Annotated in this window: 15 protein-coding genes; all 15 read left to right on the top strand. The window is 69.5% G+C overall.

The genetic code is table 11. From position 1 onward, the window contains the following. Positions 1–7 precede the first annotated feature (7 nt). The 15 genes from WH85_RS21680 (at position 8) to WH85_RS21620 (ending at position 13,446) form a co-directional block, all read left to right on the top strand. Positions 8–961, top strand: a complete 954-nt coding sequence (locus WH85_RS21680) for an ABC transporter permease (protein WP_052720628.1) — start codon at positions 8–10, stop codon at positions 959–961. After that, positions 961–1,959, top strand: coding sequence for an ABC transporter permease (locus WH85_RS21675; protein WP_045743776.1), 999 nt, complete (start codon positions 961–963; stop codon positions 1,957–1,959). Before WH85_RS21680 ends, WH85_RS21675 begins: the two co-directional genes overlap by 1 nt. Beyond that, a complete protein-coding gene (locus WH85_RS21670) occupies positions 1,956–2,771 on the top strand; it encodes an ABC transporter ATP-binding protein (protein WP_052720626.1) in 816 nt (271 codons plus the stop codon). Before WH85_RS21675 ends, WH85_RS21670 begins: the two co-directional genes overlap by 4 nt. Further along, positions 2,768–3,607, top strand: coding sequence for an ATP-binding cassette domain-containing protein (locus WH85_RS21665; protein ID WP_045743775.1), 840 nt, complete (start codon positions 2,768–2,770; stop codon positions 3,605–3,607). The genes WH85_RS21670 and WH85_RS21665 overlap by 4 nt, the downstream gene beginning before the upstream one ends. After that, positions 3,604–4,890 carry an alpha/beta fold hydrolase gene (locus WH85_RS21660; RefSeq protein ID WP_045743841.1) on the top strand — a complete coding sequence of 429 codons (1,287 nt, stop codon included), beginning with the start codon at positions 3,604–3,606 and terminating at the stop codon, positions 4,888–4,890. The genes WH85_RS21665 and WH85_RS21660 overlap by 4 nt, the downstream gene beginning before the upstream one ends. Next, complete coding sequence (locus WH85_RS21655; RefSeq protein WP_045743774.1) at positions 4,887–6,248, top strand: aminopeptidase P family protein; 1,362 nt, start codon at positions 4,887–4,889, stop codon at positions 6,246–6,248. Before WH85_RS21660 ends, WH85_RS21655 begins: the two co-directional genes overlap by 4 nt. Before the next feature lie 47 nt (positions 6,249–6,295). Beyond that, the gene (locus tag WH85_RS21650; RefSeq protein WP_211275416.1) at positions 6,296–8,980 is read left to right on the top strand and encodes a glycoside hydrolase family 127 protein; all 2,685 of its coding nucleotides are present in this window, start codon (positions 6,296–6,298) and stop codon (positions 8,978–8,980) included. Positions 8,981–9,112: 132 nt separating this feature from the next. Next, on the top strand, positions 9,113–9,580 hold the full coding sequence (locus WH85_RS52345) for a site-specific integrase (protein WP_052720624.1): 468 nt from the start codon (positions 9,113–9,115) through the stop codon (positions 9,578–9,580). Positions 9,581–9,624: 44 nt separating this feature from the next. Beyond that, a complete protein-coding gene (locus WH85_RS52340; RefSeq protein ID WP_211275415.1) occupies positions 9,625–9,789 on the top strand; it encodes a hypothetical protein in 165 nt (54 codons plus the stop codon). Positions 9,790–9,807: 18 nt separating this feature from the next. Continuing rightward, the gene (locus tag WH85_RS52335; RefSeq protein WP_211275414.1) at positions 9,808–10,548 is read left to right on the top strand and encodes a hypothetical protein; all 741 of its coding nucleotides are present in this window, start codon (positions 9,808–9,810) and stop codon (positions 10,546–10,548) included. 23 nt (positions 10,549–10,571) lie between these two features. Next, on the top strand, positions 10,572–10,826 hold the full coding sequence (locus WH85_RS21640) for a hypothetical protein (protein WP_157411142.1): 255 nt from the start codon (positions 10,572–10,574) through the stop codon (positions 10,824–10,826). Positions 10,827–11,193: 367 nt separating this feature from the next. Next, positions 11,194–11,694: a hypothetical protein gene (locus WH85_RS21635; protein ID WP_045743771.1), complete on the top strand. Its 501-nt coding sequence runs from the start codon at positions 11,194–11,196 to the stop codon at positions 11,692–11,694. Between the two features lie 12 nt (positions 11,695–11,706). Continuing rightward, positions 11,707–12,297, top strand: coding sequence for a hypothetical protein (locus WH85_RS53050; protein ID WP_245674039.1), 591 nt, complete (start codon positions 11,707–11,709; stop codon positions 12,295–12,297). Beyond that, a complete protein-coding gene (locus WH85_RS21625; protein ID WP_045743770.1) occupies positions 12,294–12,707 on the top strand; it encodes a hypothetical protein in 414 nt (137 codons plus the stop codon). Before WH85_RS53050 ends, WH85_RS21625 begins: the two co-directional genes overlap by 4 nt. Positions 12,708–12,786: 79 nt before the next feature. Then, on the top strand, positions 12,787–13,446 hold the full coding sequence (locus WH85_RS21620) for a class I SAM-dependent DNA methyltransferase (RefSeq protein ID WP_045743769.1): 660 nt from the start codon (positions 12,787–12,789) through the stop codon (positions 13,444–13,446). Positions 13,447–13,768 lie beyond the last annotated feature (322 nt).

The raw sequence follows: 13,768 nt of genomic DNA, 5'->3' as shown, positions 1-13,768 counted from the left end.
CCTGACCGTGTCGATATCGTCCACCGAACTGGAAGCCGCGGGAGCGCCGGAGACCGGCGCCCTCGTGGCGGCCACGGACCCCCGGCGCAGCGTGTGGCACACCCTGCTGCGCGACCCGTCGGCCATCGCCTGCCTCGTCTACATCGGGCTCGTCATCGTGATGGCGCTCGCCGCGCCACTCATCGTCAAGGTCAGCGGCTGGGACCCGTACGAGTTCGACCAGACCGCCATCGACCCGAACCTGGGCGGCATCCCGCTCGGGTCGTGGGGTGGCATCTCCGCGGAGCACTGGCTCGGCGTTGAGCCGCAGAGCGGCCGGGACATCTTCGCCCGGATCGTCTACGGCGCCCGCGCCTCGATGCTCATCGCGGTGAGCGCGACGGCGCTGACGACAGTGCTCGGGGTCGTGTTCGGCCTGCTCGCCGGATACTTCGGTGGACGGACCGACATGGTGATCTCGCGGTTCATGGAGTTCCTGATGGCGTTCCCCGCCCTGATCTTCATGATCGCGGTGCTCTCCGCGCTGCCCGCCGACAACCGGCAGTACCTGCTGGTGCTGGTCATCTCGGTGTTCGGCTGGCCGTACCTGGCCCGGATCGTGCGGGCGCAGACCATGTCGCTGAAACAGCGCGAGTTCGTCGAGGCGGCCCGCGCGTCGGGCGCCTCGCGGACCCGGCTGGTCTTCACCGAGATCCTGCCGAACCTGCGCTCCACCATCCTGGTGATGGTCACCCTGGCGGTGCCCGGCTACATCGGCACCGAGGCGGGGCTCTCCTTCCTCGGCGTCGGCGTGGTGCCGCCCACCCCCTCCTGGGGACAGATGATCTCCAGCTCGGTGAGCTGGTACTCGGTCGTCCCCACCTACTTCCTGGTGCCGGGCACGTTCCTGGCCCTGCTCGTGCTCTCCTTCATGGTCCTGGGTGACCGTGTGCGGTCAGCCGTCGACCCCGGAGGCCGCTGATGGCGCGTTACCTCGTCCACCGGGTGTTCGGGATGCTCGTCGTCCTGTTCCTGGTGAGTCTCTTCACCTACATGGTCTTCTTCCTGCTCGCGCCGGATCCGGCGGTGCAGATCTGCGGCAAGACCTGCACCCCGGAGCGGATCGACCAGATCCGCGCCAACCTCAGCCTCGACGATCCGTTCCTGGTGCAGTTCCTGCACTTCCTGCAGGGCCTGTTCCTGGGCCGGGACTACGGCACCGGCGCGTCCGCGGTGCACTGCTCGGCGCCGTGCCTCGGTTACTCGTTCCAGAGCGCGCAGAGCGTCACCGACATGATCGTGCAGCGCCTGCCGGTCACCGCGGTCGTTGCGATCGGCGCGGCGGTGCTCTGGCTGCTCGCCGGCGTCGTCGGTGGCCTGATCAGTGCGGTCCGCGAGGGCCGGTTCACCGACAAGTTCATCACCTCGCTGACCCTGGGCGGCATGTCCGTGCCGAACTACGTGCTGGCCCTGGTCCTGCAGTACGTCTTCGTCGTCTGGCTGCAGTGGCTGCCGTTCCCGCAGGCCGTCCCGTTCGCCGACGACCCGGCACAGTGGTTCCTCAACTTCATCCTGCCGTGGACGGTGCTTGCCGTCGGGTACGCCTCCTCGTACACCCGCCTGACCCGGGCCAACGTGATCGACACCCTGGGCGAGAACTTCGTCCGGACCGCCCGCGCCAAGGGGCTGCGCCCGGACCTGGTGTGGCGGCGGCACGCGCTGCGCCCGGCGCTCACCCCGATCGTCACCATCGCCGGGATGGACTTCGCCGGCCTGCTCGGCGGCGCGCTGATCACCGAGTCGGTCTTCGGCATCAACGGTGTCGGCAAGCTGGCCGCCGACTCGATCACCAAGAACGACCAGCCGGTGATCATGGCGGTCACGCTGCTCGCCGCGTTCTTCGTGGTGGTCGGCAACATGGCCGTCGACCTCCTCTACTCGGCGATCGACCCGCGGGTCCGGGTGGGAGCGGCATCATGAGCCTTCTCAGCGTGAGAGACCTGACCGTCACGTTCGGCGACACCGCGGTGGTCGGCGGGATCGGCTTCGACCTGCCGAAGGGCGGCTCACTCGGCATCGTCGGCGAGTCCGGCTCCGGCAAGTCGATGACCAGCCTGGCCGTGATGGGCCTGCTCCCCAGGGGCGCGGCCCGCGGCGGCAGCATCGTCTTCGACGGCACCGACCTGTGTGCCCTGACCGAACGCCGGATGCGGGCGATCCGCGGCGACCGGATCGCGATGATCTTCCAGGACCCGCTGTCGTCGCTGAACCCGTACTACACGGTCGGCACGCAGATCGCCGAGGCGTACCGGTCGCACCGCTCCGGGGTCAGCCGCCGGGCCGCCCGCAAGGTGGCCGTCGAGGCGATGGAACGGGTGCACATCAAGGAGGCCGGGCGGCGCGTCGACGACTACCCGCACCAGTTCTCCGGCGGCATGCGCCAGCGCGTGATGATCGCGATGGCGCTCAGCACCGAACCCGAACTGATCATCGCGGACGAGCCGACCACCGCCCTGGACGTCACCGTGCAGGCGCAGATCCTCGACCTGCTCGCCGAGGTACGCCGGGACACCGGCGCCGCCCTCATCATGATCACGCACGATCTGGCAGTGGTCAGCGAGGTCGCCGACACCGTCGTGGTGATGCGCCACGGCGACGTGGTGGAGACCGGCAGCACCGAGCAGATCTTCTCGGATCCGCAGCATCCGTACACACAGGCGCTCCTCGACGCGGTGCCGCGCATCGATGATGAGATCGGTGACCTTCGCTTGCTCTCCGGAGGTGAGGCATGACCGGCGAACCGCTGCTGCGGGCCCGAGACCTGGTCAAACAGTTCCCGGTGGCGGGCACCGCCGGACTGTTGCGGCCGGCCCGGCTGTTCACCGCGGTCGACGGCGTCTCGTTCGACCTGCACGCCGGGCAGACCCTGGCCCTGGTCGGCGAGTCCGGCTCCGGCAAGTCGACCACCGCGCGGCTGGCCGCCCGGCTGATCGACGTCACCTCCGGCACCGTCCACCTCGAGGGCCGGGACATCACCGCGCTGCCCGAGAAGGACCTCGGCGAGGTGCGCAGCACGATCCAGGTGGTGTTCCAGGACCCCTTCTCGTCGCTGAACCCCCGGCACACGGTGGAACGCATCGTCACCGCGCCGCTGATCTACCAGAAGCGGCAGATCCCCGGCGGCTCCCGCGCGTTCGCCCAGGCCCTGCTGGAGCGGGTCGGCCTCGACCCGGACTGGGTCGGCCGGTACCCCGCCCAGTTCTCCGGCGGGCAGGCCCAGCGGATCGGCATCGCCCGCGCCCTCGCCGTCGGGCCGCGTGTGCTCGTCTGCGACGAGGCGGTCTCCGCGCTCGACGTGTCGGTCCAGGCGCAGATCATCAACCTGCTGCGCGACCTGCAACGCGAAGAGGGCTTCGGCTGCCTGTTCATCGCGCATGATCTGGCCGTGGTCCGGCAGATCGCCACCTCGGTCGCGGTCATGACAGCCGGCAAGGTCGTCGAGGCGGGGGAGCGGGACGCGGTCTTCGGCGACCCGCAGCACGAGTACACCCGCAGACTGCTGGCGGCGGTCCCGCGGATCCGCCCCGAGTGGGAGGCCGCGCGGCGGCGGAAGGCGGCAACCCGATGACCGTGGAATACCCGATCCCGGGCGCCTGGGTCCGCGAGTTCACCGTGCCCGTCCCGCTGGACTGGGACGACGAGACGGCCGGGACGATCGAGGTCTTCGTCCGGGAACTGTCCGACCCGGACCGCCGGCACGACGACCTGCCGCTGCTGACCTATCTGCAGGGCGGGCCGGGCGGGGCGAACCCACGCCCGCTCGCCGTGGACGGGTGGCTCGGTGAGGCGCTGCCGGACTACCGCGTCGTGATGGTGGACCAACGCGGCACCGGCCGCAGCACCCCGGTCGACGGCGAGGTGATCGCCGCATTCCCGACCGGCGCCACGGCCGCCTCCTACCTGCTCAAGTTCCGCGCCGACTCCATCGTGCGGGATCTCGAGCACGTCAGGCGTACCCGATATGGGGCTCAGAAATGGGCGACGCTGGCCCAGAGTTACGGCGGCTGGCTGACCCTCACCTACCTCTCGGTCGCGCCGGAGGCGCTGACCGCCTGCTACGTCTGCGGCGGCATCCCCGGCACCCCGCCCGACCCGGACGAGGTCTACCGGCGCACCTTCACCCGGGCCGCCGCCAAGACCGCCGGGTTCTACGCCCGCTACCCGCAGGACGTCGACACCGTGGCGGCCATCGCCGACCGGCTCGCCGACGGTGACGTGCTGCTGCCGGACGGCTCGCCGTTGTCGGTCCGCCGCTTCCAGACCCTCGGCGGCGACCTCGGCTTCGGCCCCGGCCACCTGCGCCTGCACTGGCTGATCTCGGAGGCGTTCCACCCCGCCGGCCACCTGACCGGCGGCTTCCTCGAGACGGTCCTGACGAAGACCTCGAACGCGTCGAACCCGCTGTTCTGGACCCTGCAGGAGAGCATCTACGGCGACGGCGCCAACGGCCCGTTCCGCTGGTCCGCGCAGCGCGAACGCGACCGCCGGCCCGAGTTCGGCACTGACCGCCGTCCGCTGCTGTTCACCGCCGAGATGGCCTTCCCGTGGATGTTCCAGGAGGTCAGGGCGTTGCGCCCGTTCGCCGCCGCGATGGCCGAACTGGCCGCGCTCCAGACCTGGACACCGCTCTACGACACCCGGCGGCTGGCGGACAACGACGTCCCGCTGGCCGCCGCGGTCTACTTCGACGACGTCTTCGTCGACGAGGGACTGCAACGCGACACCCTCGCCCGTCTCGGCAACAGCCAGGCCTGGGTGACCAACGAGTTCGAGCACGACGGCATCGGCAGCGGCCGGGTCTTCACCCGCCTGCGAGCGATGGTCCGTGATCGAGGAGGAGAACGACGGTGACGCAGCCCCGCCCGGCCTGGGCCGGAACCAAGCCGCCCCGCCTTGCCGACGACAGCCCCGGCTTCCTGGCCGCGATCGGTCAGGGCTGGGCGACCCGCGACGTGCCCGCGCCGGTGGACACCGAGGCCGCGAAGGCCGCCGCCGACCACCGGGAACGGCTCAGCGCGGCCCTGCCCGGCGAGACGATCGTGCTCGCCGCCGGCAGCGCGAAGAACCGCAACGGCGACGCCGACTACGCGTTCCGTGCCGACAGCGACTTCGTCTGGGCGACGTCGTGCCAGGTCGAGGGCTCGGTGCTGGTGATGACGCCGCGGTCCGGCGGCCACGACGCGGTCCTCTACATGCCACCGCCGGCGCGTCCGGGGGAGCGCGACTTCTTCGCCAGCGCCGCGTACGGCGAACTGTGGGTGGGACCGTCGGCCGGACTGGACGCCTGGTCGTCGGCGCTGGACCTGCCGGTGCGGGCGCGGGACGCGTACGCCGAGCCGTCCTCCTTCGTCACCGGCACCCCGGTCGTCTCCGACCTGCGCATGATCAAGGACGACTGGGAGATCGGCCAGATGCGGGCGGCGATCGACGCCACCGTGGGCGGGTTCGCCGCGGTCGCCGCCGAGGTGCCCCGCGCGATGACCGACGGCCTCGGCGAGCGCTGGCTGCAGGGCACCTTCGACCGGCACGCCCGGACGTTCGGCAACGGCCCCGGGTACAGCACCATCGTCGGCTCCGGGCCGCACGCCCCGATCCTGCACTGGGTGCGCTGCGACGGGCCGATCCTGCCCGGCGAGACGCTGCTGCTGGACATGGGCGTCGAGGCCCGGTCGCTGTACACCGCGGACGTCACCCGCACGATCCCAGTCGGCGGGGGATTCACCCCCGCGCAGCGCCAGGTGCATGATCTGGTCGAGGCCGCCCATCGGGCGGGCATGGATGCTGTACGCCCCGGAGCCCCGTACTCGGACTTCCACTTCGCCTCGATGGAGGTCCTGGCGAAGGGTCTCGCCGACTGGGGCCTGCTGCCGGTCTCGGTGGACGAGGCGCTCGCCCCGACCGGGCAGCAGCACCGGCGCTACATCGTCTGCGGCGTCGGCCACCATCTGGGACTCGACGTGCACGACTGCGGCAGTTCGGTCTACGAGAAGTACCAGGGCGCCACGCTGCGTGAGGGCATGGTGCTCACCGTGGAGCCGGGGATCTACTTCCACGCCCACGACGAGACGGTTCCGCCGGAGCTGCGCGGTATCGGAGTGCGGATCGAGGACGACCTGCTGGTTACCTTGAGTGGCCATGAGGTACTGTCCGGCGCGTTGCCGATCGATGCGGCCGGCCTGGAACAGTGGACCCTGGAGCAGACTCGATGACCGCTACGCCCGCCATACCCGGCGCTGTGAAAGCACGACCGTTCGCCTTGAGTGATGTCGCTCTGCGTGACGGAGTGCATTCCCGGGCCCAGGATCAGATGCTGCACCTGGCCCGGGTGTACCCCGTGGACCGGGTGCTCGCCGTGTTCCGGGCCAACGCGGGTCTCGACACCCTCGGGGCGCTGCCCCCGGGCAACTGGGAGGACTTCGGCCACCTCGAGGAGGAGCCGTGGTCCGGGTCGGACTATCCGGGGGCGGGCGTCGCGCAGACCGCTTCGTTGCTGCGCGGACACTATGCCGGACATTTCCTATCCATGCTGGCCATGGCCCATGCCGCCACCGGCGAGGAGATATTCCGGGAGAAGTCGGACTTGATGGTCGCCGGGCTGGCCGAGGTGCAGGAGGCGCTGGCGGCCACCGGGCGCTTCAGCCATCCCGGCTTCCTCGCCGCCTACGGCGAGTGGCAGTTCACCCGGCTCGAGGACCTCGCGCCGTACGGCGAGATCTGGGCGCCCTGGTACACCTGCCACAAGATCATGGCCGGGCTGCTCGACGCCCACCAGCACACCGGCAGCAAGCAGGCCCTCGACGTGGTGACGAGGATGGGCCACTGGGCGGCGCGGAGCATCCTCGCCGTCGACCCCACCCGGCGCCAGCGCATGTGGTCGCTCTACATCGCCGGCGAGTACGGCGGCATGAACGAGAGCCTGACCGTCCTGCACCGGATCACCGGTGAACAGACGTTCCTCGACGCCGCCGCGGCCTTCGAGATGGACGACTGGCTGGCCGGCGCGGTCGCCGGGCACGACGTGCTCGACGGCATGCACGCCAACCAGCACCTGCCGATGCTCGTCGGTCACCTCGCCCAGTACGAGGTCACCGGCGACCGGCGGTACCTGGACGCGGTGCTGAACCTGTGGGACCAGATCGTCCCGGGCCGCACCTTCGCCCACGGCGGCACCGGCGAAGGCGAACTGTGGGGACCGGCCGGCGCGGTGGCCCGGTTCATCGGCCGCCGCAACGCCGAGTCGTGCGCCACGTACAACCTGCTCAAGATCGCCCGTGGGCTGTTCACCCACACCCTGGACGCCAAGTACGCCGACTACGCCGAACGGGCGTCGCTGAACCACATGGTCGGCTCCCGCGCCGACGTCGTCTCGGACACCAGCCCCGAGGTCGTCTACATGTACCCGGTCGACCCCGGCGCGGTCCGCGAATACGACAACGTGGGCACCTGCTGCGGCGGCACCGGCCTCGAGACGCACGTCAAGCACCAGGAGTCGGTCTGGTTCTCGGCGCCCGGCGAGCTCTACGTCCTGCAGTACGTCCCGTCCGTCCTGACCTGGGCCGACGTCGACGGTGACGTGGTGCTGGAGACCCGGTACCCGCGCGACGGCCACATCACCCTGACCATCGGCTTCACCGCCACGATCGCCCTGCACCTGCGCATCCCTCCGTGGGCGCGGGACCGGGCCGTGGTCCTGCTCAACGGACTGTCCCGGCGCAGCACCGTGGACGACAAGGGCTTCGTGACCATCCACCGGGAGTTCCACGCCGGGGACACCGTCTCGCTGATCCTGCCGATGCCGCTGCGCCTGGTCCCCACCCCGGACGACGCGTCCCTGGTCAGCCTGGAACACGGGCCGACCCTGCTACTCGCCCGCGACGACGCCACCACCACCCTGTCGGTGGCGCCGGCCGGCTCGCGGCTGCTGGACGGCAGCATCACCGGGGTCACCGTCGAGGACGACCTGGTCACGGTTCTCGGCCACACCTTCGAACCGGCCTGGTCCGGCGGCGACCACCGCTACCACGCGTACCTGCGGCTCGACGACGCGGACATCAGGTTCCTGGGCAGCGACCCGGGCGTGCCGAACCGGCGCGACCAGGACGGCTGGTCGTTCCTCGGCGCGCTCTGGGGCGACGGCGGGTACCCCACCGTCGAGGAGTTCTTCCTCGCCGTCCACCGGCACGTGGTCCGCGCCGCCCGCAACGGCCTGCTCAGCCGGGCCGAGGCCGAAGCGGTGCTGCTCGCCGCCTCGGAGAGCACCCTCGACGGGTCGGACGTCCGCCGCAAGGGTCTCGTGCAGCGCACGCTGCCGCCGGGCGGACCGGGCGCGACCGAACGCCGGGCCCTGCCCGGGGTGACCATCTGGGAGTCGCCGGAGGGCGGCGACCTGGTCATCTGGGAGCTGCCGCCGGACGCGGGCGCGGAGTCCGCGGCGCCGGTGATCCGCATCGACGTGACCGGGTCGCGGGCGTCGTCCGGCTGGTACACCTCGCTGCCGTCGTGCACAATCACCGTGGTGTCGGCGGGGGCGGGCGTCGCCTCCCTGGAGATCTCCCTCGCCGACGGCGAATGGCGGGCCGTGGACGGTCCGGTGGCCCTCGGGGCGGACGGCCGACACCTGCTGCGTGCCCGCGCCACCGACGTGTCCGGCCGGACCGTGCACACCGCCCGCGAGATCGACGTCGACACCGTCCCGCCGACGGTGTCGGCCCGGGTCCGGTCGCTGGGCCGCAGCGTCGAGGTGACCCTGGACGCGACCGACGAGGTGTCCGGCGTGGACCGCATCCAGTGGCGGACGGCCGAGACGTTCTGGGGCGTGTTCCAGGAGCCGTTCACGCGGGCCCTGCACGCCGAGCCGCAGACGCTTGAATTCACCGCCACCGACCGGGCGGGCAACACCACGCCGGTCCAGACGGTGACACTTCCCGCGCTGACCGACTGAGTCGTCTATCCGGGTGCCGTTACTTCCCTATTAGATCTTCGTGTGACGACTCTCAGTGTTACCGTGTTGATCTCCAAGTGGCGTGTGCATTGGGTGTCGAGGAACGGCGCCGTAGTAGCAAGTGATCATCCTGTGCTCCAGCGCTGGACCGACCTCGGCGAGCGTGAGGCCGCGTGCCGGATCGACCCCGGAGATGTCTTCCTGGTCGATCCCGAGCAGCGGGTCGACGCCCGGCTGACGTTGTACCTGACGCGGTCCTCGTTCGCCCGGCTGGCCCGAGAGACCAGGCGAAACTATGCCGAGGACAGCTGCCTGTTCTTCAACTTCATGTGGTCGCGCGGTAAGGGCTGGGACCGTGCGACCACAGAGGACCTGCTCGACTTCGAGGACTGGCGGCGTTGGTCGGTGCGCAATCCGCGGCGGATCAGCGGGGCGAAGTGGAATCGGGAGCCGGCGGCTCTTCGCCGGCTCTACGGCTGGGCCGTCCGGCAGAGGTTCTGTCCGAGAGCCCGGTTACCGAACGTGAGGTTCGCGGGCGGCATGGCGAGCGGATTCGGGTGCCGGCTGCGCGAGCGAAGGCCGCCCGGTCGAGCAACGTGAAGTGGTTGACGCCGCGGGCATATCGGCTTTGGCGGGACGTCGGCTTGCGTGGTTATGACGCGGATGGCCGACGTGATCCGCGGTGGCGGGGCCGCAACGACGACCGTAATGCGGCGTACTCCGACGTGCTGTTCTCCTCGGGCATGCGTCGTTCGGAGGGTGGCTCGCTGCTGACCATCGAGGTGCCGGAGCTAATCGCCGCGGACTGATTGTACTTCGATGCCCGGTTGGGCAGGGAGGTCACGAAGAGCCGCCGCGAGCGCACGTTCTACGTGTCGGCGGACGCGCTGCGCGCGGTGTGGGCGTACGTGAACACCACCCGCCGCGCGGCGGTGCGCCGGGCCCAGGCGCACGGCCGCTACGAGCTCGGCAGCGAGCAGGCTCTGGTGGTTGACCGGTCCGGCCACGCCGGCCGGGTCCTGCACTGCCGGCTGACCGACGGCCAGGTGGTGCGGCGGCACGTCACCACCCTGGACGTCGAGGAGCGCCGCTGGCTGTTCGTCGAGGGTGAGCGGGGCTTGGAACCGCTGTGGCTGTGGCTGGCCGAGGACGGATTGCCGTTCCTGCCGCATTCCTGGGAGGCGGTCTACCGGGCAGCGTCACAGCGGTGCGAGGTTCATCTGGCCGGCAGGGTCGGGCAGCCGCCATTCTTCACACCGCATATGGCCAGGCATTCCTTCGCACTCTACATGCTGGTGGCGTTGCAGCACGCGCTGGACAACCGGTTCGGGTTGAGCGTGCAGGAACGGCACGACTTTCGGCTGCTCTACGGCGACGCGTGGAACCTGGTGAAGAACCTCCTGGATCACGCGAGTGAGGAGACCACCCGCTCGATCTATCTGGCTCCGGTCTCCGATCTGCAGGTCAGGTCGCTGCTGCAGGAGCAGGTCGACGGCGGGGCAAGTGCTCTGCTGGCCCAGATCGCTCGGCAGTCCGAGCGGGTCATGGACAGCGAGGCGGGCTGGTGAGCCCCCGGGGCAGGGCTGCCGCGATGCCGGTCGGCGATCACCAGCGTGAGCTGCCGTTGGCACCCGGCGATCTGGTGGTTCGGCACGTGACCGAGGACAGCGGACGAACCGCGGTTTATGACTTCGGGTCGTTACCGGTGGGCGCCCAGTTGCGTCGGGAGTTCGCGGAAATCTTCGCCCATCGTGTCGGTCCGGAGGGGACGTGGCGCAGCCTCGCGTCCAGCCGTGAAATGTGGTTGATCGTCGTGCTCTTCGCCCGGTTCGTGGCCACGTTATGACCGCCGCCGGGCAGGGTCAGAGACCTGACGCCAGGAGTGTGGGCAGCGTTTAGGTTGAGCCGGCCGCACTCAAGCAAGCTGGCGACCCGATCCCGGCGATCTTCGCCGGAGGCCTGCCGGCCCGAGCGGCGATCACCTACCTCGCCGCGAAGACCGGCACGCCGACGCGCACGGTCGCGATCACCCTTCAGCGGCCGATCTGGCGTGAATACCTCCGGGACCACCACGCGTCAGCCACGCTGGACACCCCGGTCACCGGCCAGCTCGACGGGCGGCCCTGGCACGAGCCGTTCCTCTACTACGAGCGGCAAAACCTGGTCAGAATGCTCTCCACCGCCGTTTCGTCGTCATCGCCTACCTCACCGGAATGCGTCCCGGCGAAGTTCTGGCGCTGGAAGCCGGCTGCTGCCCACCACCCGCGACCGGCTCAGGACGGCAACTGATCTACGCGACGGCCCTCGAAGACGGCGCCCCGAACGATGACGCACCAGCCCACTCGATGATCCACGGGAGGCAGTTCAAGTACGCTCTCGACGAGAACGGCGTCCACCAATCCGCCGGCGCTGCCCGGGTTCCTTGGGTCGCCGTCGCTCCCGTGGTCACCGCCGTCCGGGTGATGGAACGACTCGGCCACGGAAGCCGGCTGCTGTTCGACACGATGGCCGAAGACCGACGCTCGGGCGAGGTCCGCACCGGGCGCTCGCTCTCCCCGGTCACGGTCCACAACCGGGTCAAGGCGTTCATCGGCTGGGTCAACCAGCATGCCCGGTCACGGGGCCGCGAGGCCGAGGTCATCCCCCCGGACGCCCACGGCGCCGTCAGCCTGGGCCGATTCCGGCGCACGCTCGCCTGGCATATCGCCCGGTGACCTGGCGGCCTCGTGGCCTTGGCAGTCCAATACGGCCACCTGCGCACCCTGATCAGCGAGGGCTACGCAGCACGGTCCCGCAACGGCGTCCACGAACTTCTCGACTTCGAAACCGCCCGGATAGCGGCCGAGCATCTGACCGACGTCCACGAAGCGCTCGAGAACGGCGGCGGCGTCTCCGGGCCAGCCGCGCGGCGCCTGATCAATGCCGCCGGCACCGAACACCGCCGCTTCGGCGGAATGATCACCACAACGCGCCAGGCCCACAGCCTCCTGGCCGACCCCGCGCTCAACGTCTTCCACAACAGTGAGGCGTTCCTGTTCTGCAACTACGACCGCGCCAAGGCGCTCTGCCACCCCAGCCGCGGCCCCCAGACCATCCCAAGCCTCGACCGCTGTCGGCCAAACTGCGCCAACATCGCCCGCACCGACGAGCACGCCAGCCAGATCGAGGACACCGCAGCCGAACTGCGCGCCCAGGCCGGCTCACCGTTGCTGCCCGCCCCGCTCGCTGACCGGCTGCGGCAGAAGGCCGATCATCTCGCTCAGTTCGCCGCTGAGCACCGCACTTCCCGCATCACCGTCGACGAGGAGCACTCATGAACACACAAACCGCCGCCGCCGACCGCGACGCCATCCGAGCAGCGATCGACCGGCTCCTCGCCGGAACACCGCTTCGCTCCGACGGCTCGCTGACCATCGTCGCGCTCGCCGACGAGGCCAACATCAAACGGCGTCTGCTTACTCACCGTCACACCGACCTCAAGGACGAGTTCTACGCCCGCGTCCGCGCACGCGGCCACGTCCCCGACAACGAACGCAAGCTCCGCGACGACCTCTACAAGGCTACCGAGCGCATCAAGGAACTCATCGCTGAGATCAACAAGATCCAAGGAGAGAACCATGCGTTCGCCCGCATCATCAACGTCCTCGAACTCGAAAACCACCAGCTCCGGACCGACACGGGCAGAACTGGTCACCTGGCCGCTCTGCCCGGTGCACACGACCGCTGATCCGTCCCCATAGGAAGCGCCTCCGGCGGCCGGGATACATTCGCCGCCACATCGGTCCCGACGGAAAGGTCAACGGGGAATGGACGCCAGAACCCAAGAACTGCGAGATGCGCATGACGTGCTCTCGGAGTGGTACGCCAAAAACCTGGTCGGCGTGCTCGAGAGCATGCCGATCGAGCGGGCAATGCTCGACCTGTTCGCCGAGATGACCTTGTCCGTAGGCACAGACATCGCGGACGTGGGCTGCGGCACCGGTCGTCTTCTTCCCTACCTCGCGAGCCGGGGCCTGTCGCCCCGCGGCGTGGATCTCTCACCCAAGATGATCGAAGTGGCACAGCAGGAAAACCCTGGCTTCGCATACGAGGTGGCCGACCTACGCGACCTGCCGTTCGAGGACACCTCGCTTGCTGGGGTGGTCTGCTGGTTCTCGCTGATCTACCTGGCACCAGACGCCAGGGTTCCGGCCTTCACCGAACTCGCCCGGGTAGTAAAGCCGGGTGGCTACTTGGTGACCGCCTTCAAACACGGTGATGGCACCGGGCACCGAAACCCTCCGGGGAGCCTGGTCGAGGACTTCGGCATCGACTTCGACCGGTACTGGCTCTCCGCCCGTGAAATGGAGGCCCGCTTCGCCGACGCAGGGTTCACACTGCTCTTCCAGGGCAGCACGCCACCCGAAGCACCGGAACCCTCATACGGATACATGCTGGTCCGGAAGGCCGATTCCGAAAGCGCATAGCCGCGGTCCGGTATTGGCATGGTCAAGGTCGGGTGAACTGGCTGCTCTTGTCCCGGCTAACGGATGGCGCTCCATCCGACACAGGGCAAGAGCAGGCCAGGTTGTCGATCAAACAATCCGCGGACACAACACCCTGGAACTTGACAGGGAAGCCGGCTGTCCTTTCGAGGGCGGCCGGCGCACCCTTTTGTTGCCATTGTCATCCTGGTAGCAGCCGACATACTGAGGTGATCTCAGCGAGAAGGGGCGTCTGATTCTGTACGACACGGGCAAATGCCTGCGGATCGGACGGTGCTGGATATAGGCGTGGAGCCATCGATAG

It is taken from the genome of Actinoplanes rectilineatus (assembly GCF_000962825.1).
GTDB classification, from domain to species: Bacteria; Actinomycetota; Actinomycetes; order Mycobacteriales; family Micromonosporaceae; genus Actinoplanes; species Actinoplanes rectilineatus.
The sequence above is the reverse complement of the archived record's forward strand: the minus strand, read 5'-3'. Positions and strand labels throughout refer to the sequence as shown.

Excerpts from the sequence above, each read along its gene's own strand:
- WH85_RS21640 (WP_157411142.1), top strand. The coding sequence starts at position 10,572 with ATGCCGGTCGGCGATCACCAGCGTGAGCTGCCGTTGGCACCCGGCGAT.
- WH85_RS21675 (WP_045743776.1), top strand. The coding sequence starts at position 961 with ATGGCGCGTTACCTCGTCCACCGGGTGTTCGGGATGCTCGTCGTCCTG.
- WH85_RS21670 (WP_052720626.1), top strand. The coding sequence starts at position 1,956 with ATGAGCCTTCTCAGCGTGAGAGACCTGACCGTCACGTTCGGCGACACC.
- WH85_RS21660 (WP_045743841.1), top strand. The coding sequence starts at position 3,604 with ATGACCGTGGAATACCCGATCCCGGGCGCCTGGGTCCGCGAGTTCACC.
- WH85_RS21620 (WP_045743769.1), top strand. The coding sequence starts at position 12,787 with ATGGACGCCAGAACCCAAGAACTGCGAGATGCGCATGACGTGCTCTCG.
- WH85_RS21665 (WP_045743775.1), top strand. The coding sequence starts at position 2,768 with ATGACCGGCGAACCGCTGCTGCGGGCCCGAGACCTGGTCAAACAGTTC.
- WH85_RS21625 (WP_045743770.1), top strand. The coding sequence starts at position 12,294 with ATGAACACACAAACCGCCGCCGCCGACCGCGACGCCATCCGAGCAGCG.
- WH85_RS21635 (WP_045743771.1), top strand. The coding sequence starts at position 11,194 with ATGCGTCCCGGCGAAGTTCTGGCGCTGGAAGCCGGCTGCTGCCCACCA.